Annotated in this window: 13 protein-coding genes; 8 read left to right on the top strand and 5 right to left on the bottom strand. The window is 42.2% G+C overall.

All coding sequences use genetic code 11. From position 1 onward, the window contains the following. From ACL9RF_RS04260 to ACL9RF_RS04240, 5 genes are all read right to left on the bottom strand, one after another. Complete coding sequence (locus ACL9RF_RS04260) at positions 1-1473, bottom strand: RagB/SusD family nutrient uptake outer membrane protein (protein WP_422799351.1); 1473 nt, start codon at positions 1471-1473, stop codon at positions 1-3. Between the two features lie 12 nt (positions 1474-1485). Next, a complete protein-coding gene (locus ACL9RF_RS04255; protein ID WP_422799350.1) occupies positions 1486-5115 on the bottom strand; it encodes a SusC/RagA family TonB-linked outer membrane protein in 3630 nt (1209 codons plus the stop codon). Between the two features lie 272 nt (positions 5116-5387). Then, a complete protein-coding gene (locus ACL9RF_RS04250) occupies positions 5388-6572 on the bottom strand; it encodes a FecR family protein (protein WP_422799349.1) in 1185 nt (394 codons plus the stop codon). A 54-nt stretch (positions 6573-6626) separates the two neighbouring features. Then, positions 6627-7148, bottom strand: a complete 522-nt coding sequence (locus ACL9RF_RS04245) for an RNA polymerase sigma-70 factor (RefSeq protein ID WP_422799348.1) — start codon at positions 7146-7148, stop codon at positions 6627-6629. A 566-nt stretch (positions 7149-7714) separates the two neighbouring features. Beyond that, on the bottom strand, positions 7715-8311 hold the full coding sequence (locus tag ACL9RF_RS04240; protein WP_422799347.1) for an HD domain-containing protein: 597 nt from the start codon (positions 8309-8311) through the stop codon (positions 7715-7717). 243 nt (positions 8312-8554) lie between these two features. Here ACL9RF_RS04240 and ACL9RF_RS04235 point away from each other — a divergent pair, with 243 nt between their 5' ends. From ACL9RF_RS04235 to ACL9RF_RS04200, 8 genes are all read left to right on the top strand, one after another. Next, positions 8555-9073 (top strand): RNA polymerase sigma-70 factor, encoded by a 519-nt coding sequence (locus tag ACL9RF_RS04235; protein WP_422799346.1) that lies wholly within the window; start codon positions 8555-8557, stop codon positions 9071-9073. Between the two features lie 88 nt (positions 9074-9161). Then, a complete protein-coding gene (locus ACL9RF_RS04230) occupies positions 9162-10106 on the top strand; it encodes a FecR family protein (protein ID WP_422799345.1) in 945 nt (314 codons plus the stop codon). A 145-nt stretch (positions 10107-10251) separates the two neighbouring features. Continuing rightward, positions 10252-12948: a carboxypeptidase-like regulatory domain-containing protein gene (locus ACL9RF_RS04225; RefSeq protein ID WP_422799344.1), complete on the top strand. Its 2697-nt coding sequence runs from the start codon at positions 10252-10254 to the stop codon at positions 12946-12948. Between the two features lie 7 nt (positions 12949-12955). After that, positions 12956-14236 carry a hypothetical protein gene (locus ACL9RF_RS04220; protein ID WP_422799343.1) on the top strand — a complete coding sequence of 427 codons (1281 nt, stop codon included), beginning with the start codon at positions 12956-12958 and terminating at the stop codon, positions 14234-14236. 63 nt (positions 14237-14299) lie between these two features. Next, positions 14300-15505, top strand: a complete 1206-nt coding sequence (locus ACL9RF_RS04215) for a PepSY-associated TM helix domain-containing protein (RefSeq protein ID WP_422799342.1) — start codon at positions 14300-14302, stop codon at positions 15503-15505. A gap of 453 nt (positions 15506-15958) precedes the next feature. Continuing rightward, complete coding sequence (locus ACL9RF_RS04210) at positions 15959-18817, top strand: triple tyrosine motif-containing protein (RefSeq protein WP_422799341.1); 2859 nt, start codon at positions 15959-15961, stop codon at positions 18815-18817. Between the two features lie 257 nt (positions 18818-19074). Further along, a complete protein-coding gene (locus ACL9RF_RS04205) occupies positions 19075-22080 on the top strand; it encodes a SusC/RagA family TonB-linked outer membrane protein (RefSeq protein WP_422799340.1) in 3006 nt (1001 codons plus the stop codon). 35 nt (positions 22081-22115) lie between these two features. Beyond that, positions 22116-23660: a RagB/SusD family nutrient uptake outer membrane protein gene (locus tag ACL9RF_RS04200; protein ID WP_422799339.1), complete on the top strand. Its 1545-nt coding sequence runs from the start codon at positions 22116-22118 to the stop codon at positions 23658-23660. The last annotated feature ends 18 nt before the right edge of the window (positions 23661-23678 follow it).

The raw sequence follows: 23678 nt of genomic DNA, 5'->3' as shown, positions 1-23678 counted from the left end.
TTATCTAGGATTTTGTTCAACACCTGACAATTTTGCTTCTTCTGGAATTTGAAGTACCCTTTTGAGATCTCCAGGTTTTAATTCCACAAATGTTTCGCGCCCCTCATTATCCAACACGTTATGCTTTACCGATATGTCCTTACGAATAATATCAAACCAGCGTAACCCCATTGACATAAATCCGATCTGCTTAAGCTGCAAAATGGTTTTAATAAATGCCTCCTTATCATCAGAGACGTTGAAAAACGCCTTAGCCTTATCCAACGTAATACCATGAGCAGCAACAGTATAACCATCAATACGGTTACTTAAGAACAAATTAATATCCGCAATTGCGGCAGAGAAATTCCCCAGTTCAACATAAGCCTCAGCCCTATTCAACAAGGCCTCATCGGTAATCAAAACCGGTACCATCAACATAGGGTACCCCGTATTTGCTGTAGCATCTGTAACATAGAAAAACTCCTTCCATAGGTACGTGGTATAATTGGGCGAACCATAAGAAACGCCGAAGTTATACAACTTCGCACCCGCAGCTGTAGGCCCATTGTATATATTTTGAAAAACATCGACCCCCATCGCATAACGATTATCCCACCAACGCTGGTAACCAGAAAAGGTCTCGGTAATCAATAAATTATACGGCTGTTCGACTTTCGGAAATGCCGTACGCACCGCTTCAAAGCCCATGGATTTGAAGGTAGAATTATAAGGAATTAATTTTCCGGTAAAATCACCACCGGCAAATATTTTATTCGCATGGTCAACCACCTTTTGCCAATCGCCCGTAAACAGGTAGAAACGCGCTGCAAAAGCATGCGCTGCCGCCGGTGTAAAGTGATACTTAGGAACCGTCCAAGTGCCGCCCCCTGCATCGAGAAGCGCTAAACCCTGCTCCAGGTCCTCCCGTATATTGGCATAAACGGAGGCCACGGTACCGCGGGTATATTCCTTTATTAATACCTTTTCTGTTTCCTTAACATAAGGAATACCGGGCGAGTCGTTTTTGGCGCCTGTACTACGGTCATAGACCTTAGCGAAGAAGTTGACAAGCGTAAAGTGTGCATACGCACGAGCGACCAAAGCCTCCCCTTTATATGGAGCAGCCTCTGTACCAAAGTCATTTTTTTCTATGGCATCCAAAGCATGATTTGCTGCCGCAACTGCAGCATAACAGCCATTCCAATAGCCTGTAGGGGTATCACTTCCACTATCCTTAACATCCTCCCAAAAGTAAAGACTCGGTACCGGCTGATACAGCGCACCCACCCCCTTATCTTCCACATTATCAGAATACGTTTCTGCGATTGCCAGATAATTACTCTTCGGATAGGCCGAAGCAAGTAACCGTTTAACCTTATCAACCGTATTAATTTCAGCACGTAAATCCGGCTCCTTATCGAGAAATTTGCTACAAGCGCTAACAAAAACCACCGAAGACAACAGTAAATAATTTATAGTTTTCAATTTCATGATATCAAAGATTTAAAAGCCTAACTTAACAGATAGCGTTACCTGTTTTGGAACAGGAAGCGCTACCCCACCATTACTATAAAACTCAGGGTCAACACCATTTAATTTCTTGTCCGCATACAACAACCAAAGATTATTACCCACCAGATTAAATTGTGCGGTTCTAAACTTAATCTTCGAAACCAACTGCTTAGGCACATTGTACCCCACCGAAACCTGAGACAACCGCAGGTAATCGCCACTTGCAACACGTTCTGTAGAGTAATTATAGGCATTGTACGTGTAGCTAGCAGAATTTCTGGACTGGGCCGCATTAATTACATCATACGAGGCAGCATAGCCATCCAAGGTAGAAGGAATCACTGTAAGGTACTCATCACCGGCATAGATAAAACGGTTTATTAAGTCTCTGGAAACGTTGTACATATCCAAGTACGCAGCCGAGTAAGAAGGTTGCAAACGCACCTTATTTCCAAAGGCAAATTTTAACAGGAAGGAGAAACTAAAATCCTTATACTCCAACCGATTATAAAAGCCCCCTGTTACAGTAGGGTCTACCGGGCCCTCATACTTTAAGAAGCTTGTATTGGTATCCTGAAACCAAAAATAAGTCTGGCCGCGCGTACCATCGGTATTCACAAATGTCGGGAAGCCACTGTTTTCATTCAACTTATCAAAATCCAAGGAATACAAACCCCGATGTGGATGGCCCATCTGTGCGCCCCCTTCGGCAGATATTAAATTCCATATATTGCGCGTAACATTAAGTTTAGTAATCTCGGTACGGTTTAGACCTAAGGTAAACTGCGTACGCCATGAAAAACCATTTGGATCTTTAAAAGGAGAGCCACCGAGTAAAAACTCCACCCCCTTAGATTTCATGTCGGCATAGTTCCCCAGCTTATTAAACTGCCCGCCAATACCAGAAGTACGAATAGGGCCGATAAGGTCAAAAATATTACGTCGGTAAACATCCACTGTAAAATCTATTCTATTGTTCAGAAAACTTAAATCTGTCCCCACATTTAACTCATACATTTTCTCCCAGGTAAGCTCACTATTTTCGAGACCACTGATATCAATTTTACCTTCTTTTTCATTCTCAAAAGGCCTGTAGGCGACAGCATTGTAGAACACGGCCGACGAGTTGGATGCATTCCCAATATTGGCCACCAAACCATACGTACCCCGAATTCGGGCATTGGAGAGAATGGCATTATCTGGGTTAAAGAAATGCTCCTGATCCAAATCCCATGCTGCCGATACATTCCATGTAGGCAACCATCGGGCAACCTTAGTTTTACCCATTTTATTAGACCCATCGTAACGCGTGGTAAAGTTAAAGGAGTACTTACTTTTGTAATTATAGGCCCCTCGTAAGGCATAAGCCAACTTACGGTCGTAATTATACATCATTCCAAAAGGCGGGTCGCCACTTTCTATGGCTTTCTTATAGTAGCGATATCCAGGCATCACCAGGTTACCGTTATCGAATTCAATACCAGGACCATTAAAAGCATGATTCTGTTTATCCGCATATTGAAGCTCGTAGGTACCAAATAAATTCACCGTATGATCGTCCCATTTTTTATTAAACTCCAAGTTATGACGCATGTAATAGCTTATCATATTATTGTTGGATAAATTAAAAAAACCACCATTGGGTAAAACCACATATTTATCGCGGTTTGGGTAATCTGGATCTGCATAAAGGAATCGGTTACCCGAATTTATGGTCTGATCGGAATTTGCCCGGTAAGATTTCGAAAGATTAGCTTTTTCTGTAATCATATGCTGACGCTCCGAATTATAGTACCGATACATACCATTTACGGAATACGTTAATTCCGGTATAATTTTATAGGTTAATCCACCCTGCACCTTAATATCCATAATCTTAAGTTTGATGTAATTATTATCCAACTCGTTCAGAATATTAAACGGCGCATAGTCGCGGGTGAAGAACTCCCGATTTCCTTGTTCATCAAAAGCCGTTATAATACGACTGGTATTCAATGCATACGAATAGGGGTTAATATCAAAATCGCGCGAGTACGATCCAAACACCGCATCCGATTGCCTATTCAAGGTTCCAGGTGCGCGCTGATCCCGGATATTACCTTGAAAAATAAATTCGAAATTCAGTTTATCGTTTAGCCTATAATTATTACGAATATTTGCAGTAAAGCGTTTCGCTTCATTACCAAGGGTAAATCCGGAATCGTTCATAAAACTCGTAGAAGCATACGTCTGTGATTTTGCAGTTCCGGTACTCATACTCAAGGAATGATCGTGCACGAGCGACTGTTTAAACAATAGATCGAACCAGTCGGTATTGGCATTCGCATAACGCTGCAAAAAATTATACCTGCTAGGCGCATCATTACGCAGCGCATAAGAATCTGTTTTAGGATCATAGTCGTACATTAAATTATACATCTTCGTAAACACCCCACCTGTACTGGCCCTGGATACCTGCGAATGGTTCAGGTAGCCTTTGTTTTCCATATCGATAATAAGCTGCATCTGCTCGCCGGAGTTCATAATATCAAACTGGTTGTAATTCGGTTTAATATAAGTCGTATAATTCCCGGAATAGTTGATTACTATGCCACCATCCGTATTTCTACCACGTTTGGTGTTCACGACAACCACACCATTCATAGCGGCCGCCCCATACATAGCCGTTGCTGCAGCATCCTTTAAGACCGTAATCGACTCAATATCATCGGGGTTTAAGCCGGCCACGGAAGATCCTAACAAGGTATTCGCATCTCCGGTAGATAAAGCTTCATTGGAAATATTAACGGCTTCATCCAAAATTACACCGTCGATAACCCATAGAGGCTTGTTATCGCCCGTGATAGATGTTGCACCCCGCACCCGTATTTTAGGAGCCGCCCCAAACGTTCCCGACACATTCTGCACCGAAACCCCTGCAGCCTGCCCTTCCAGCATCCTGGAAATATCAGGCACCCCCGCACGCTCCGCCTCTCTGGCATCTATCTTCGAAGAAGCACCAGTAAACAGCTTACGATCCAGGTTTTGGTATCCTGTAGCAACGACATTAACTTCCTGTAGCTGTTTATTATCCTCTTCCAGAACAATGTTTAAGGTGGGTTTTCCGGCTACGGCAATTTCTTGCGTTACATAACCCACATAGCGTACGATTAAGGTTGCTGTAGGAGCAGCGTTAATTTTAAAGCCCCCTTGGTTATCGGTTAATGTGGAGGACGCCCCCCCTTTTACTGAAATGGAAGCGCCGACCAATCCACGGCCATTTTTGTCGCGTATAGTTCCAGCAATAGGCTGCTGAACTTTTTCCGCGAGCAGCTGCCGAGGCATATTGGCCCTGTTGCTGTTAATAGAAATCGTATTGGCAATAATTTTATACTCTATATGGGTACTTTCCAAAATAGAGCGTAAAGCTTCCTCTACCGTGGCATTGTATAAATCAACATGGATACGGGTTTTCGAATTCATATTTTCACCATACAGCAACCGTAAGTTAGACTGTTTGGATACAGCAGATAACGCTTCTTCCAACCGTACATTTTTAAGCTTTAAGGTAATCCGTTGTGCGACCCCTTCAGCATGTACGCAGGTTACGAACGCGAGGAGAAGGAATGTGCTAATTTTCATAATACGTAAAGGTTTGCAAAAACGAGGATCTTGAGGCATCAATTTCCACTTTTTGCCTTTTGGTAAGTAATTCATAAATTTACGTTAAGTGGGTTAATTTGGTTATTACGCTCCTAAAACATGTGAAACCAAGTTTCCTATTCTCGGCTGGGTATGCGCCAACATACCTAGCCATTTTTCTGAGTGTTGTATATTATATCCTCATATTATGCTGTTTTAAAGGTGATAAAATAGAGTTAATTAAAGTCTTTATCGATTCAGGGAGTAAGGGATTAAACTTTGGCTGAAATCGTCAATGTCCTTCCATCCAATTTAAAGTTAAGATTGCTGACATAAGATAACATCTCCAGCACCTGCGAAAGGTTCACATTTCTATCTATGCTGCCCGTATATTCCTTTTCCAGCGTAACATCTCCTAAAAATTTAACGTCCAGGTCGTACCATCTCGACAGTTGGGAGGCTATACTAACAATGGTTTCCTTTTTAAAATTAAACTCATTATTATGCCAGGCGAGCTCGTAATTTACATCGGCAACACCTTTAAAAAACCTGGAAGGAGACATCTGGGCAAACTCTCCAGGGTTTAATTCCAGCCTTTGATTGCCTAATTTGACCTCAACACGGCCATCAACCAAAGTGGTACGAACGCGCTCGGAGTACGCATTTACATTAAAGTGGGTTCCTAAAACTTTAACCTCCCCATCTTTGGCTTCTACAATAAAAGGCTTATTCGGCTGGTGGTGAACTTCAAAGTATGCCTCGCCGTCCAATTTTACGCGCCTCTCGTGTGCAGCAAAGCGTATCGGAAATGTAAGCTCTGAATTAGCGTTAACCCATACTTTCGTGCCATCACTTAAGGTTACTTTATAAAAACAGGCCTTCGGCACATGGAGGGAGGTAAAATGAAGGCTGGACGAAGGAAGAAATTCATCCTTTACCAATAGCTCATTGCCGGTATCCACAAAGGATCCCATCTGTTTAATGGTGTCTTTACTGTTTTCTTTAAGTAAAATCTGTGAGCCATCGCTTAAAGTCAGTATAGCTCCACTTTTTGCAGGTGCAACATCAGCATTTGCCTTGGCACCAGGGACACCTGCGGATCGGAAAGTTTTATCCTCCTTATGATTTAGCGTATCCTTCTGGTAGAAGTAAAAGTGTAGACCTAAACATACTATCGCCATAGCTGCAATTGATATAGCACAGACCTTTATTCTGTTGTTTTGCAATTTAGACTTATTACGCTTCTTTACAAGGGTAGTCCACGCCTTCTGCTGATCTAGCCCATGTATAAAATTAATATCACGCTCTATATGCTTCGCATCCTGCAGGGAGATTAAAAACGCCTGGAGTTGTTTATCTGCAGCAACAACTTTTTCGAATGCTATACGCTCGTTCGGATCTAAATCATTTACTAAAAATCGATTAATTAAATCGGTTAAATCGTTCGTTTCTTTCATAATCTATATACTTAAGAAACATAACACTGTCAAAGGGGTGACAAAAAGATAAAACTATTTTAATAAAAAAATAATTAGGGGAATAAACTCCGGATCTAGTCTTTGCATTAGAAACTTTAAACCGCGTTGTTTTTGTGTTTTCACCGTATTGACGCTAATTTTTAATTGTGCAACAATTTCCATATTCGATAGACCTTCAAGGTAACCCATCCTAAAAATCTGTTGACAGGAGAAGGGCATGGTTTCCATAATACGGTAAATCTCCGCAAGAACCTGGCTGTGGGTAAAATGCATTTCCATACTTTCGCCATCTTCTTCCGTAAAGGAGGTCATCGACCAATATTTTTGTTTTATCTTTTCACGTCTCAGGTAATTAAGACTTGCAAAACGAACCGCCGTGTACAGAAATCCTTTTATACGCACCTCTTCCCCATCCAGGCGTGCAGGAACTTTAAAAAAATCAATAAAGGCATCTTGTACTACATCCTCGGCGATTGTAGAATCGCCAACAATTTTCCAAGAAAAATGACATAATGGTCTGTAAAATTGCTGAAACACCTTTTCCTCACGATTCATAATTTTAGGTTAAATGATACATGAATTCATCCGATATATTTAAGGCTGAGTTAAAGCAAATATGTATCGAACTATTAACGAATATATAAAATATTTTATAAATCGCAACTTTTTCTCGGTTTATTAATAAGGATTTTACACAAGCACTATCTATAAAATTTTGTACTGCTCTATCGAAAAATTGTTTTGTTTACATACCAAAAAAGGAGGTATTATAGGTACATATAATAAACAAAAATGTTATTTTTTTTGAAATTAAATATAGCTAGCAGGATCAAATGCTAGATTATATAATTTTTTTCGGCTATCTTTTCCCATATGGGCAGCCTGTATTAAGCACCGGATTTACGCCTTGGTGGCGCTCCGTATTACACGCTTCTTTTAACCGGTATTTATCGCTATAGTTATTTCGGTTAACTGTAACATAAAGATGCATTTATTAACAGCCAAAACCTGTTACGCAAGCATAGTTCAGCATGATAATCCTTCCTGCGCACCAGCAAAATACCCAACTAACCCTGTGGTATTATGCTGCTTATGCACGGAGTTAAACAATCGATACGCGGCTATTCCTCCTTTTTTAAGTTACCCGCTGCAACACTAGCATCCAGCAGCTCCTTAGCATAATCCCACAGCTGCTCCGAACCTTCTTTAATTTTTATCTTTTTCTCGACAACCTTATGGTAAGGCACATCAAACTGACGCCAAGTACCGCCAGCGTTGGATACATTCTGCAAAATAGGCTCCAACCGATCCATCGCCCTAGCAAATTTAGCCTCCTCCGTTTTTCCGGCTTCAAACTCCTCCCAGATAGCGATAAAGCGTTCTGCCTGCTGCGGTGGCAGCAAACCGAAGATACGTTGCGCTGCCGCCCGCTCCTCTTGAGTATTATCGTGGTTCTTTGTGCTGTCGTACAGAAATGTATCGCCCGCATCAATCTCCACAATATCATGGATAAGCACCATGCTAAGAACTTTTAATACATCTAATGGGGTATTTGCATGCTCCGCCAATACCAGTGTCATCATGGCCAGGTGCCAACTATGCTCGGCATCATTTTCCCGTCTGTTGCTATGAAACAAACTTGTTTTACGTTGAATATACTTGACCTTATCAATCTCCTGAATAAAAGCCATCTGTTGTTTTAACTGTTCGATTTCCATAAGTAAAAATTTCTAAACCAAAGGTATCTATTAAATCCAAAACTATCCTACCACAACCTATGTATCCTCCTAATAAATAACTACCGTTTACCTCCTGCATATCCAATTTAATGCCTAAAAAGCTGCGTAGCACCTCACAGCTGCGCTGTTGAAATTAAGTAGAAATTTGATAGACTGTTTATTTGGAAACAATCTAAATAAATATATATTTGCACTTCATATTAGGAATTGATTTTTAGGGAAATGTCGCATACGGAATTAGATTGGCAAACAGAAAAAGGATTTACGACACTTTATACATTGTATGCAAAAAAAATGTATCGTGTGGCATATAGCTACCTACATGACAGAGATAATGCGCAAGAACTCGTACAAAAGATTTTTGTAAATTTATGGGAACGGCGTTATGTCGTTCAGATTCAAAGCTCTGTAGAGCATTACCTGTTACGTGCTATAAAGTATGCGATATTTCGCTTTATCGAGGAACAGGCTAAGCGTACGCCCTGTATGCAAGCTTCGATCGACACCAATGATACTTTGCCTGGTCCAACATCCCCAATCGACCAATTGGTTTTCAAAGAAACATTGCAACAGATCGAAGATAGGATTAAAACGCTACCCAGTAAGAGGAGAACTATTTTTCAGTTAAGCCGGGAGGACGGATTAAAAAACCAGGAGATCGCTTCTCGCTTAAAGGTGTCTACAAAAACTGTTGAGTACCATATCAAACACTCTCTCCTTTTCTTAAAAAAGAAATTTTAATGTATTAACCTATATCCATGCCCTAGAAAAAATAAACTTTTTTTTAGGGTGAACTATTTATTTATGTACTTACCTATATACACAGCATATGAAGGTTGACAAATCATTACTCGAAAAATACCATGCTGGCCATTGCAATGCTCAGGAACGCTTGCTGGTCGAGGAATGGCTATGTAGTGACAGTGACGAATGGCCTGAAGAAAGCTTAAAGCCTGCCCCGGATGAAGAGTTCTTAACCCTTCCAGATGGTATAAAAAATAAAAAATACAGCTTTACTAGGCGATATGCTAATTTCGGTGTTGCCGCGGCAGTATTATGCACCTTAGGCTTCCTAATCTACGGACAGCTCAACAAAAGTATACCTTCAGCAGCGGTTGATACTAAACTATCTCCCAGCAATGTATACCATACAGAAAATGGTAAAAAAGCGAAGATAAAACTGGAGGATGGCACAGAAGTTATTATGAATGCCGCATCGGAACTACGCGTTCCGATAAAGTTTACGGATTCTACACGGATTGTGTACCTGGAGGGCGAAGCCTATTTTAAAGTTGCAAAAGATAAAAATCGGCCCTTTACGATTATATCCGACGAGGGAAAGGTGACGGTATTAGGTACCGAGTTTAACCTTAAAGCTTACCGCCATGAAGTAACGGAACTGGATATTCAGGAAGGTCGCGTTTCCTTCGCTTCCTTAAAAGCTGCTAAGCAGTGCCTTATCTTACAGGCGGGCGAGGGCGCTACATTAAACCCGCAAACGGGCGTTTTACGGCGTGCACAGGGAAAGGCTCCTTTAACTAGTTTATGGAAAGATGGTGGTATAAATTTGGAAAATGTAAGTCTAAAGGAAATTGCAAAAATTATTGAACGTAGATTTGATTATACGGTAAACATAGCCGACGACAAGCTTGCTAACCAGCGGTATAGCGGATCCTTTAAAGTGCTGAAGCTCAAGGAGCTTTTAGACGAGCTTGCTTTTGTGATGCATTGCAAGTACAGCTTAGCGGACAAACAGGTGAAATTTTATAAATAAACCCTTAAAACGGAGCGATATATGATAAAAAACAGGAGCTGATACAAAAATTACTTGCGTTTATAACGGAGGAACATCCTGATGTGAAGACTGCGAAACCATTACACCAGGATGTTTTAATTACTTTAACCTTAAAACGATTAAATTGAACAAATATACTAAAATTAGCACAGCCTTTGTGCTGATCATACTGTTTATTGCCCTAATTTTGCCCGCATCGAAGGGCTTTGCACAAAGTGGCATATTAACGAAGAGGATCTCTATTTCCTTTCAGAATACCAGCATACCAAATGCATTAAAGCAGTTGGAAAATGAAATAAACCGTTCATTTTCTTACAATAGCAGTCAGGTTGATAAAAACAAAAGAATAAATAAGAGCTATAGCCACACCCCTATTCGCAGTATACTGGACGAACTTATGGACCAGCGTATTGTCGAATTAAAAGAAAATGCCGAAAAGATTATTTTTCGTGTCAAGGAGGTCGACAATTGGCGTGGTACCTTGCAAGGAAAGGTTTTGGACAGCAGGGAACAGCCTTTAAGCCATGTCACGGTAACGCTTAAGCCTGGCGATAAGAAAGTCATAACCGATAACGATGGGCACTATTTTTTTGACAACCTGCAAAGCGGAGATTATAACCTTACCTTTCAAAGTATAGGCTTTCAAACTATACAGCTACGTAGCAGTTTAAAACAGCATTCTGTTTCGCTTGCGGCAGTGGTTCTGCCTATTTCCGGCAATCAGTTAGACCAGGTAACGGTCGTCGGACAGAAGGATGTGCAGCGCCTTAAAGCCAGCGGTTTCCAAATGAATGCTATTGGATTGAAGGCTTACGCCAATAGCAGCAAGGATATAAACCAAGTGTTAAATACTTCTGCCGGGATACGTATCCGGGAAAGTGGTGGCTTAGGTTCCGACTTCAACTTTTCGATCAATGGTCTCTCCGGCCGTGCTGTACGCTTCTTTATGGATGGTATCCCTATGGAAAACTTTGGCGTTGGTATGCAGTTCAATAATATCCCGGTTAACCTTGCCGACCGCGTGGAGGTATTCAAAGGTGTGGTGCCCATAAATTTAGGAGCAGATGCGCTGGGTGGTGGTGTAAATATGGTTACACAAAAAAGTAAAGATGGTTACCTGGATGCCAGTTATAGTCTAGGCTCTTTTGCCACACACCGCGCGGCTTTGAATAGTCAGTTTGTAGACCGTAATACGGGTATCCTTGTCAACGTAAATGGCTTTTACAATTATTCCAAGAATAATTACTGGATGCATAGCAACCCAAAATATGAAGCTACCATCAGTGTTCCAGATGGAAATGGTGGTTTTGAAGAGAAAAGTGTCAAGCGCTTTAACGACAGATTTGAGTCGGCTATGTTACAGGGGAAAATCGCCCTTATAGACAAAACATGGGCCGATCGCTTTGGCATCGGCTTGCTGTATAACACGCATTATAAGGAGTTTCAAACGGGTGCTAACCAAAATATCGTCTATGGCGGCGTGCACCGCAAAGGGAATTTTATTATGCCCTCTTTACAGTATGAAAAGCAAAATTTATTTGTCGATGGTTTATCTGTAAATATTATCGGAAACTTGGGTATCGACAAGTACAAAATTGTGGATACTTCCAGCAATACGTATTGGTGGGATGGTACAATCGCTTCCTCCGGAAATAGCCACGGCGAGTTGTCCAAAGGATCGCCAATATCCATCAGGCAATACGATAACCATTTCTACCTGGTTCGAGCCAATATGGATTATGCGCTGACCAGCACCTTACACGTAGCCTTAAATTATAACTTTAGCAAGTCGCGCCAGGAATCGTCCGAATTACTGCGCACTACGCCCTACGATCCGGCAAACTTAAAGAAGCAGATATTGGGTTTATCCCTTCGTGGAGAGTTTTTCGACCACCGCTTAAACAGTACCTTATTTACGAAATATTATGCCTTTAATGTGGGCTTAGGCAATAGACAGATCTTGGTAACCGACCATTATGAAATCCAGAATATGGACAAACAGTACCATAACTTTGGTGTAGGCCTTGCCAATCGCTATAAGGTGCTGCCGCAAACCGCTGTACGCTTGTCGTATGAGCACGCATACCGTTTACCCGAACAGGAGGAGGTTTTGGGTAATGGTGTAACGATTGTGGCGAATTATGACCTGCGCCCTGAACGTAGCCATAACCTCAACATAGGCGTTGACCATCAAATTCAAATTTCCGACAAAAGTATCGTTAGAGTCGATGTAGGTAGTTTTTACCGTAAGGCAACTGATCTTATTTACGCTATCCCCTGGGGCAACAACTCTTCTAAATACTTAAACGAACGTAAGGTAAATGTGTATGGCTTCGAAACGGAATTACAGTTTAAGCAGGGCGCAATTTTTGAGGTAAATGCGAATGTAAGCTACCAAAAATCGATACAGAACCAACGCTATATTTATAACACAGCGACGGAGTCTGCGACCTACAAAAATGTGATCCCTAACCAGCCCTGGCTTTTTGGTAATGTATTGATTTCTGCTGGAAAGGATAACCTGCTGGGCAAAGATAGCCGCATACAGCTCGATTGGACAACACAGTATGTGCATTGGTTTTACCTAACCTGGGAGGCTTGGGGCAGCAAAAACTCGTTAAATCAAATCCCTACGCAATTTATTCAAAACTTAGGGTTAAGTTATAGTTTCAAAAATGGCCGTTATAATATTGCTGCTGAAAGCCCTAACCTGACGAACCGCCTATTGTACGATAGCTTCCGCCTTCAAAAACCGGGCACCTCATTTAACGTTAAATTCCGCTACTTTATAAACAAAAACCTTAACAATACTAATAATTAGATTTATCATGAAAGTAATACAAAGTTCAAAAAAAACACCTAGAAAACCCGTATTATGGTCTATAGCCCTTTTGGGATTAACCTTATCATTTACAGGGTGTAGCAAAGATAAAGGCAGCAATATCGATAGTGAAACCATAACAGGGGAATCGGTCTTTGCTGTGGGTGCCGAGATTTTATCGCCTGCGGGATCGTACTTGTTTGAAACTTCAAACTTAACAACTGGCGCGATTTCTTTTTTAGGTAATGGCGCCAATGTTACCACGCAGACCCCCAATTTTATGAGTTTTATTTATGGGGATGGCTTTTACTATGCGTATATCAATAATACCAACACACTTTCACAGTATGCCTACAAAAACCAAAAACTGGAATTGGTAAAAGCTATCCCTTTTACGCTAGAAAATAGCTTCCGCTTTGGGCACTGCTGGGTGGATGCGAATAACCTTTTGATTTATTCGCTATCGGGTGATTATAAGGTGGTCGATGTGCGTAGCATGACGATTCATAAACAAGGAAAAATTACCGCTCCAGCAAAAGCTGGTTTTAGTGCCCCATACATCGGGTTTATGGTGGTCAAGGATAATAAATGTTATGTGAGTTTTGGGTATCCGTACTTGGAGAAAGTTGCGTCGCAGAAGTTTCCGGGTAAAACAAACTCCCTAAGTGGAACCGCAAATTTCGCGGTGTACGACTACCCGGCAATGGACAATGTGGTGTATAGCGAGGATAGCCGCTCGTCATGGGCCGGAAATGAACGTAATGGTGTCTTAAAGACTTTTGTGTATAACGACGATTTGTATGCCATAACGGCAACGATAGAGCTTAGTGGGGGCAACTGGGATAAACCTACGGGCTTGTATAGATTTAAAAAAGGGTCTAAAAAACTGGATGAAGGGTATTTCTTGAACATCTCGGAGAAGCTGAATGGCGATAATACCTTTGGCGGCGCATATGCCGGAAATGGTAAATTAGTGGTACGCCGAATCAGACAGGAGTTGGTTAAAGAGTGGGCAAATTATGGCTTTGCAAATGTTCAGGAGTATCATGTGGTAGACCTGGCTACGGAAAAGGTTACGAAGCTTGACATCCCCTTGTCGAAAAGCTTATCTACAGCGCCGAATGTGTTGGCCGACTTAACCACAAATACGGTTTATTTCGGTGTAAACACGAAGGACTTAGATGGCAACTTTAATATTTACCAGTATAATAGTAACAGCAACACGGTAAAAAGGGGTGTTAAGATCAATAATGTAGATCAGGTGAATGTACTTTTAAAGGTTAAATAAGACGTGATATTCTAAATAGTAAGGGCAGCGCCTGCTGGCTGGCTGCTCTTGCTTACTACTAACATGCGTAAAAATAAACAATCTATAGTTCGTCGTGTCAACAATTGGTTGCACCTATGGTTAGGGCTTATCAGTTCTGTGGTGGTATTTGTGGTTTGCTTAACGGCAGCGATATGGACCTTCCGCTATGAAATAACCTATTACTTTGAAAAAGGTAATCAAGTAGAAAAGCAAGATAAGGCCTACGTTACGCCGGCAATACTGCGCGAAAATGCGCTGGCCTATCTAAGGAAGGATGATAAGGATATGGGCCATATAAACTCGATATTCTATAGAGCCGGCCATAAAAGTATTGTGCTAAATTATAGCGACTCGCTGCGCGCTCCTGCCAAACAATTCTACTTTAATCCTTATGATGGTCGGGTGATATTGCACCGCGACAAACAGAGTGTCACGCAAGATTTTATAGACTTTTTACGTGCGGGACATCGTTTTTTTTGGATGCCTCGACATATTGGTAGTCCTTTTGTCGGCACAAATTGTTTGGTGTTCTTGCTGTTGCTAATTACGGGTTTAGTGTGGTGGTACCCTAAAAAATGGAATAAATCTACCCGCGATAAAAGTTTTAAGATTAAATGGTCGGCAAACTGGAAACGTGTTAACCTTGATCTCCATAATGTGCTGGGTTTTTATGCGGCTTTTTTTGCCATAATATTAACAGTAACGGGGCTTTATTATTCCTTTACTTGGTTTCGGGAGGGTTACCACTTTGTTATTACCGCGGGAAAAACTATAGAAAAACCCGTGCGACAAAATATAAAGGACAATAACCAGGATGGTATGCCGGTTGTGGATGCGGACGATATACTCTTTAAAAAACATTACGACGCGTATTTGGCAGCTGGCTATGAGGCTTTATACATTTTTTACCCTCAGCAAAAAAATGGGCCTATAAATCTACAGCTGCGACCTTATGAGGATGGACAGTATGGGGCGATATCTTATATTTACGACACGCGCACGCTAAAACCTATGGGTAGGAATGAAAACCAACCACCGCAGAATTTCGGTCAAAAGGTCTTTGCCGCTAACTTTGATATTCATGTGGGTTCTATTGGCGGTATATGGACTAAAATATTAGCTTCCCTTATTTCTTTAATTGGGGCTTCCCTGCCGGTTACGGGTTTTATAATTTGGTACAATAGAAAATGGGGTAAAAAGAAAGTACGCCCGAAAAATAGAGAGCGTAGAAACCCGATCGTTGAATAGTAGCAAAGCTGCACCTTTTGAAAAGGTTGCAGCTTTGTTTTTTAGGTCTTAACCTTGACTACCCCACTTTATTCCTGCTTCGTAGATAATTTTTGCTTTTTGGGCCTTCTTTTGGCTTTTTTTTGGCATTTCTAGCGTACGCTTATGCTGTTTTTTGGGGGGATAACTTTTGCATAGCAGGTATTCGATATTTCGGATATACCAGGTATAAAAAATCATATGAATTTATTTAAATCGATTCAATAATGGACGCCATGTTTTTTACACCTAAAATCGCTGCATTAACCCACAAATTACGGGACTATCAACCTCGGTAATTGCCCGTTTAACATTGCATTATTAGCTGAATTTTAGTATTTTCACGGGCAAACAGTATAAACCACCTTGCTAAAGGTTAGTTACTGACCATCATTTTTTGGGTAGGCTATATAATCGCTAAGGGAAGCATAAATTATGTATAACACGAAGACCGTCACTTTGGTTCTGCTTTATTTTTTGGTAAGTTTAAGTACTTGGGCACAACAGATTACACCTATAGGCACGCCACATGTGCAGCAGTATCCAAAATCTTTGTATGCTGCAGGCAACCAAAACTGGGCCTTATCGTTTAGTAAAAATGGCCTGCTGTATAGCGCCAATACCGAAGGTTTATTGAGCTACGATGGTAGTTACTGGACCCTCCATAAACTTCCGACAAAAGGAATACTGCGATCTGTGTTGGTTGCCGATGATGATCGTATTTTTACGGGGGGAAATGAGGATTTCGGGTATTGGGAGCGTAAACCCATGGGACAGTTGACGTATAACAGCTTAAAACCCCTGTTGGACAATCCTAAGACTTTAGATAACGACGAAATATGGAAGATTTTGGCTTATGATAATGCCATTTATTTTCATGCTTTTTCCAAATGTTATGTATATAAGGCGGGTAAAATATCCATTCTAAAAGCAAATGGTGAACCGTTCTTGTTTCCGCATGTTTCGCATAATTCGCTTTATTTTGAACAGATTCCCTCTGGCTTACATAAACTGATTAGGCAGCAGTTATTACCCATAAAGAGTAAGCATACTTTAAAAAACAAAAATATTCTGGCTATGCTGCCGTATAAGGATGGACAGACCATCGTCGCAACGGCACAACATGGGTTGTACCTCATGGATGCGCATGGCGATGTGTCGGTTTGGGATATCCCTGCAAATGCCCTCTTCCGGGCGTATCAGATTAATAATGGCTTGGCTTTATCAGGGCATCAATATGCCTTTGGCACCATCCGCAATGGGCTGTTGATTATTAATGATCGCGGTGAACTGATACAGCATATCAACAAAAATAATGGCTTACAGAACAATACGGTACTGGCCATTGCCACGGATAAACAAAACAATTTATGGGTGGGTTTGGATAATGGTATCGATCGGATTGATCTTAATACGCCCTTGAATTATTATACCGACTTTTCCGGACATATAGGCTCGGTGTATGCGGCGGCAATTTACGGCAATTCCTTGTATATAGGTACTAACCAGGGACTATTTTATAGTCCGTTTACGCCAAACGGCGCTTTTAGGCCCTTTCAATTTAAACAGGTGCCCGGATCGAGCGGCCAGGTTTGGTCGTTGGCGGTTATTGATGGCAAGTTGTATTGCGGTCATAATGCCGGTACTTTTTATGTTCAAGATGATCTATTCGAAAAAATAGCTGCCCATACGGGTGGGTACTTCTTTTATCCGGTGCCTACACAAAACCGGGTGCTTCAAGGAAATTATACCGGCTTAAGTAGCTTTCTTAAAGGTGAAAAACTAATGCATAGTAAACAATTTGAAGAGATAAGAAAACCTATATCTTATCTAAATCAAGTGGGTAGCAATCAGTTTTGGCTGGGCAACGGTAGCGGTTATTATTTGGTGGAGTTAACGCCAGATTTTAGTGCATTAAAGGTTTTAATGAATACCAATACCATACCATCTCTTCCTAAATTCTCTGCTGTATCTACGGTAGAGCATAGTACAGTATTTAGCAGTGAGGCAGGTCTTTATGTATTCGACCCCTTGCTGAAAAAATTTACCCTTCCCCATGACTTGAATAGCCAACTGCAGGGTTTTAAGTATGCGCATAAAATCCTTAAGCTTGCCGAGCACAAGTATATTTTTGCGAGTAAGGCAAAATGGGCAGCGGTTAATTTTTTGCCCAATGGAAAATTAAGCATGGATAGTAGTGCTTTGCTTCCGCTGTCGCATAAGACTATACATGGGTATGAAAATAGCTTATCGCTGGGCAATGGGCTGTACCTGATTGGACTGGATAATGGTTTTGCGATTTACAATAGCCAACATGAAGCCAAAGCCGTCATTCCGAAACCTGAAATTAGTAGGGTACTAAACTTGTCGGATTTCAACGCTACCCTTACTGGAGATATCCTGCAGGTGCCGTATAAGGATAACAATGTACGCATAGCCTTTTCACTCCCCTACTATGCTGATCCGCAAATCCAATATCAATATAAACTCGTCGGCTACACCCAGGATTGGTCTGTATGGAGCCCCGAAACGTTTAAAGATTATACCAATTTACCCTTCGGCACCTATAACTTTCAGGTACGTGCCCGTCTTTCCGATGGGCAGGTTTCACAGGTATCACAGCTCCATATTCATATTCAGACGCCTTGGTATGCGCAGCCGCTGATGTTCGTGTTGTATACCATCGGTTTGGGGCTGCTGTTGTTTGGAGCCTATTTATGGCTGCGCGGCTGGCAGGCGAAAAAACAATTTCTGTTGAAAAGAAAGCTGCTACAGCAGCAAAAAATTGCGATAACACGGGAGACAGTAGAAAATGAACAGCAATTAATACGTTTAAAAAACCAGCAATTAGAAAAAGAACTCGATAATAAAAAACGGGAGTTAGCGAATATGGCGACGCATATGATTTATAAAAATGAAATGCTAAACAACCTGCATAATCAGCTTAAAGAATTAAAAGACGCCGATGGGAATAGATTAAGCAACGAGGAGCTTCATAAAATCCATAACTTAATTGAGAAAGCGCATAACGATAACCGGGATTGGGATATTTTTGAAGAAAGTTTTAATGAATCGCACGAAAGTTTTTTTAAGAAACTCAAGGCAGATTATCCCGATCTTGTTCCCAACGACTTGAAGCTTTGTGCCTATTTGAGGCTGAATATGTCGAGCAAAGAAATCGCTTCCTTGCTCCATATAACCACACGCGGCGTAGAAATCCGACGCTACAGATTACGTAAAAAACTGGGCTTATCTACCGAAAAAAACCTTACCGAGTTTCTTATGGAGCGCTAAAATCCGCAGACAGACTACATCATTACCACACATCGACATGGGTGTATGTTGTACACGCCATAGTTTAGTGGCCTGTATTCACAGCATAGTTCAAAACCCTAGAAATCAATCCAATACACAGATTGCCGACAGATGTCTGAGCAGGTATTTTGATGCTGTAGTAGTAATGTGCATTACCAAAATTTGCATGCGCCAGTTCCCCTACCAATATTTGCGTAGAGAAAAACACGTAACGTAAATTATATAAACCTATTTTTATGAGGACCTTAGTTATTCTTATTACGCTTGTATGCGCCACGCTGACCGTGTATGCCCAGACCCCACGTACAGGGAGGGTTTTGGATAGCCAATCGCGGCAACCCCTTGCGGGGGTAAGTATTTCCGTCAAAGGGAAGCCCGCCGCTATACAAACCGATGCCGACGGCAAATTTACCTTATCGGCAGAGGCAACTGATATTTTAGTATTTAAATTTATAGGTTACACCCTACAAGAACGTACTGCCGGTAACCACAGCGATTTTGAGGTGCTGCTTCAGGAAGATAGCCAATCCTTGGATGAGGTTGTTGTGGTGGGGTATGGCACACAACGTAAGGTTGACCTGACAGGATCGGTGACACGCGTTAAAGGCGACGAGGTGGCGAATATGCCCAACGCTAACCCGATAAGCTCCTTACAAGGAAAGGTTGCCGGTTTAACCATTAGCAATTCCGGTGGCCCGGGAGATGCACCGACGGTACGTATCCGGGGAATAAACAGTACCAATAATGCCGCACCACTTTATGTTGTCGATGGCGTGATGCACGATAACATCGATTTTTTAAGTCCGCAGGATATTGAATCGATGGATGTATTACGCGACCCCTCCTCGATTGCCATTTTTGGGTTACGCGGTGCGAATGGCGTTATTGCGATCACGCTAAAAAAAGCCGCAAAAGGCCGTACTACGGTAAACTTCTCGGGTTCAGTGGGTTTTAACCGCGTGCAGGATCTTATTAAAGTAACCGACGCTGCGGGGTTTAAGGAGCTCTATAACAGGCAGCTGGAAAACTTAAATGCACCTGCGTTTGATTATACCAACTATACGGCAAACACGGATTGGCAGGATTTACTGTTGCGTACGGCATTAAACAGCAATAACAACCTGAGTATTTCCAACAGCAGCGACAAAAGCAGTACGCACTTCTCATTGGGGTACAATAAGCAAGAGGGAGTGGTAAAAAATGGGGAATATAGCCGTTATACTGCGCGTTTAAGTCAGGACCTTAGGGTGTCTGAGCGTATAAAATTTGGTGCCGATTTCTCGGGTAGTTTTTGGAATAAAAACCCTACGGTAGTAAACCTAAACAATGCCTTATGGGCCGCTCCTATAGTTCCTGTGCAGTACAATGAAAGTACATACTACAGTATGCCGTCTTTCCAACGGGCGCAGGTAGGTAATCCCATCGCAAACCTACACCGTAACGACAAAACATCGCTACCACGGGGCTACCGTTTTGTGGGTAGCCTTTTTACCGAGATAGCCATACTACCCGAATTAAAGTGGAAATCTACCGTATATACGGATCTTGGTTTTAATCAAACCCGGGGGTACACACCATTACCTTTTCATTTTATGAACCTGGGGGAAGATGCTGGCGCCAACCGTATAGATTACGACAATACCCAACGGACGGCCGTAAATATGCTGTCGGAGGAGTACCGGAGGTTCCAGCAAGATCATACCCTGACCTACGAGAAAAATTTGGGTGCTGACCACCGCCTAACGGCAATGGCGGGATTTACAACCGTTTATGCCGATAATACAAAAATGAATGGTACACGACGGGATACCACGGTTCATGTTCCGCAGGACCCTAATTACTGGTATTGGGATATTATCAATCAAAACAGTAATCCGCGTGGTGATTATAGCGGCAGCGGCAGTCGAAATTCTATTGCCGGTGGTTTTGCGCGTGCCGGATATAGCTACCAAAATAAATACCTGTTGAATGCCACTATCCGAAGGGATGGCAGCTCAAAATTCGCACCTGCAAACCGCTGGGGCACCTTCGGTAGTGTGGGTTTAGGATGGGTACTATCCGAAGAGTCATTCTTGAAGCATTTCGAGAAGATTAACTTCCTGAAATTGCGTTTTGCTTGGGGTAAAATTGGGAATGCAAATGCTGTAGCCGATAATCTTTACCTGCCGGGTGTAACCAATTCAGCAACGGCGGTATTTGGCGATAATGTCTATTCCGCAATTCAAGGGGAATATATCGCCGATCCAAACCTGCGTTGGGAGGTGGTGCAAGGAATAGACCTGGGGGTAGAACTAAGCGCCCTTGACAACCGGTTGACCGTGGAAGTAAATTTGTACGACCGTACCACAGACGGCATCTTAACCTCGGTGGTATTGCCCAACGAGAGTAGACGCTATTTTACTAACCTCGGTAAAATTACCAATCGTGGTATCGAACTGACAGCGGGATGGTCCGATAAAATCGGTAACCTACGGTATGGCGTAAATGCAAATTACAGCTACAACAAAAATACCGTTAATTCCATTGGTAACAGTACGAACTTCCAAATCCTTGGTAATAATGGTGCCAATGTTACGGAGTCGGGTCGTTCTATAGGTTACTTTTATGGGTATCGGCAGATAGGGATCTATCAAAATGAAGCAGCGATAAAAAACAGCGCATCCTTTGCGGATTCTAAACCTGGCGACATCCAATATGCGGATTTAGACGGCGATGGTAAAATTACGGTAGCCGATAGGGAATATCTCGGAACACCTTTTCCACCCCATAACTTCGGCTTACAGCTGACATTTGCGTATAAAAATTTTGATGCCCTGCTGGAAGGTAATGGTGTGGCAGGAAATAAAATATATCCCATTCGTAAAACGAATAATTTTGCGCCTCTAAATTATGAGGTCAATCGATTAGGCGCCTGGAAAGGCGATGGCAGCAGTACTACGGAGCCTATACTGGATAATAGCCGAGGAAATAATTACCTCTTCAGCAGTTACTTCTTGGAGCCCGGAGACTTCTTTAGACTGCGTACACTGCAAATCGGGTATACGATTGGCTCGAACCGAATACCGGATTCTTTCATCCGTAAAGCGCGGGTTTTTATACATATACAGAATATTAAAACCTGGTCTAAGGTGAGCGGTTATTCCCCAGAACCTGCCATTTCGAGTATTACGGCAGCTGGGGTAGACAATGGCACCTACCCTATTCCTGCTACCTATTCGCTGGGTGTTAACTTATCCTTTTAGCCTTGCTACCCTTTAACCCTAAAAACTGAAAAACGATGAAACCAAATACATCCTTAAGAATCCCTTTAATATTTTTGCCTATTGTACTGATATTTTTAGCCTTATCGGGCTGCAAAAAGTTTTTGGACAGTCCGAATCAAGGCTCGTATACTGAAGATGATTACCCCTATCCTACGGGTGCCGGACCCTACGATCCTTTTATTTTTGGTGCGTATAATGATTTAAGAAGTTACAATGTACACGCTGATGGTTTTATTGCGGCTACCAGCATACGTAGCGATGATGCGGATAAGGGCAGTACACCGGCAGATGGTGGCGCCGATGTGATTAGCATGGATAATTTTCCGGTACTGCCATCCTCGGGTAGAGCAAATGCTTTATGGAAGGGCTATTATGGCTTAATAACCAAGTGTAACCAGACTATTTTTCAGGTCGACAGTAACCGTAATATACCGGCGACAGAGGCGGTTAAAGTACTGGCCAAGGCGGAAGCACGGTTTTTACGTGGCTATGCCTACTTTAATTTGGTGCGCTTCTTTGGTCGTGTACCGAAATTTGATCGGTTTTTTGAAAATCCTGCTGAGCAGAATAATATTCCGCAAAGTTCAACCGCAGCCCTTTATACCTTTATTGAAGAAGATCTTACTTATGCAGCACAAAATTTACCCGACAGCTGGGAGCCTAAATTTATAGGACGTGTAACGCGGGCTGCGGCCCAGGGTTTACTGGCCAAAGTGTATATTACCCAACAGAAGTGGAGCCTTGCACAGCAATCGGCACGGTTGGTAATAAGTTCGGGTTTATACGATTTATCAACCACTTACGACAAAATTTTTACGGAGGAAGGCGAAAACAGCAAAGAATCTATCTTTGAAATTCAAGCTACAGCATCGGCTTCGGAACGAGAGAAGAATGGAATTCAATATGCCAGCATTCAAGGTGTACGCGGGGCCAACAATTGGAATTTAGGTTGGGGCTGGAATGTGCCTAGTGCGCAGCTGGAGGCGGCATACGAACCCAATGACCCACGGAAAGCAAGAACCATACTGTATGCCAGTACATCCACGCAGGAAGGGTATTCGCTGTATAACGAAAAGATGCCTTTATACCCAACGGAAGTTCCAAATCCGAGGTATAACCACAAGGTACTGGGTAGCCCAAACCTACGCAATACCATTAGTAGGGGTTCCTGGTGGATGAATGTGCGCATACTACGTTATGCCGATGTGGTCTTAATGTATGCGGAAGCTGCCAACGAATTGGGGCAAACGGCGGAGGCATTACAGGCCCTAAATCAAGTCCGCGAACGTGCCCGTCGGGGTGCCCCAGATGGCACCTTGCCCGATATTACGGCAACTGGGCAGGAGGAGCTGCGTCAGAGCATAAGACATGAACGTCGTATAGAGCTTGCCATGGAGCATGAGCGCTTCTTTGATATTGTACGCTGGGGTATTGCCGAGTCGGTTTTCCATGCAGCAGGAAAACCCAATTACCAGGATTTTAGGGATAAGTTGTTGCCTATCCCCACGGAACAAATTGACTTAAGTAAAAATGTACTTACCCAAAATCCAGGTTATTAATTCCAGGGTAAAACAAAA

The organism is Sphingobacterium sp. Mn56C (genome assembly GCF_049319645.1).
Taxonomy (GTDB): domain Bacteria; phylum Bacteroidota; class Bacteroidia; order Sphingobacteriales; family Sphingobacteriaceae; genus Sphingobacterium.
This window is presented reverse-complemented; position numbering and strand designations above follow the sequence as displayed.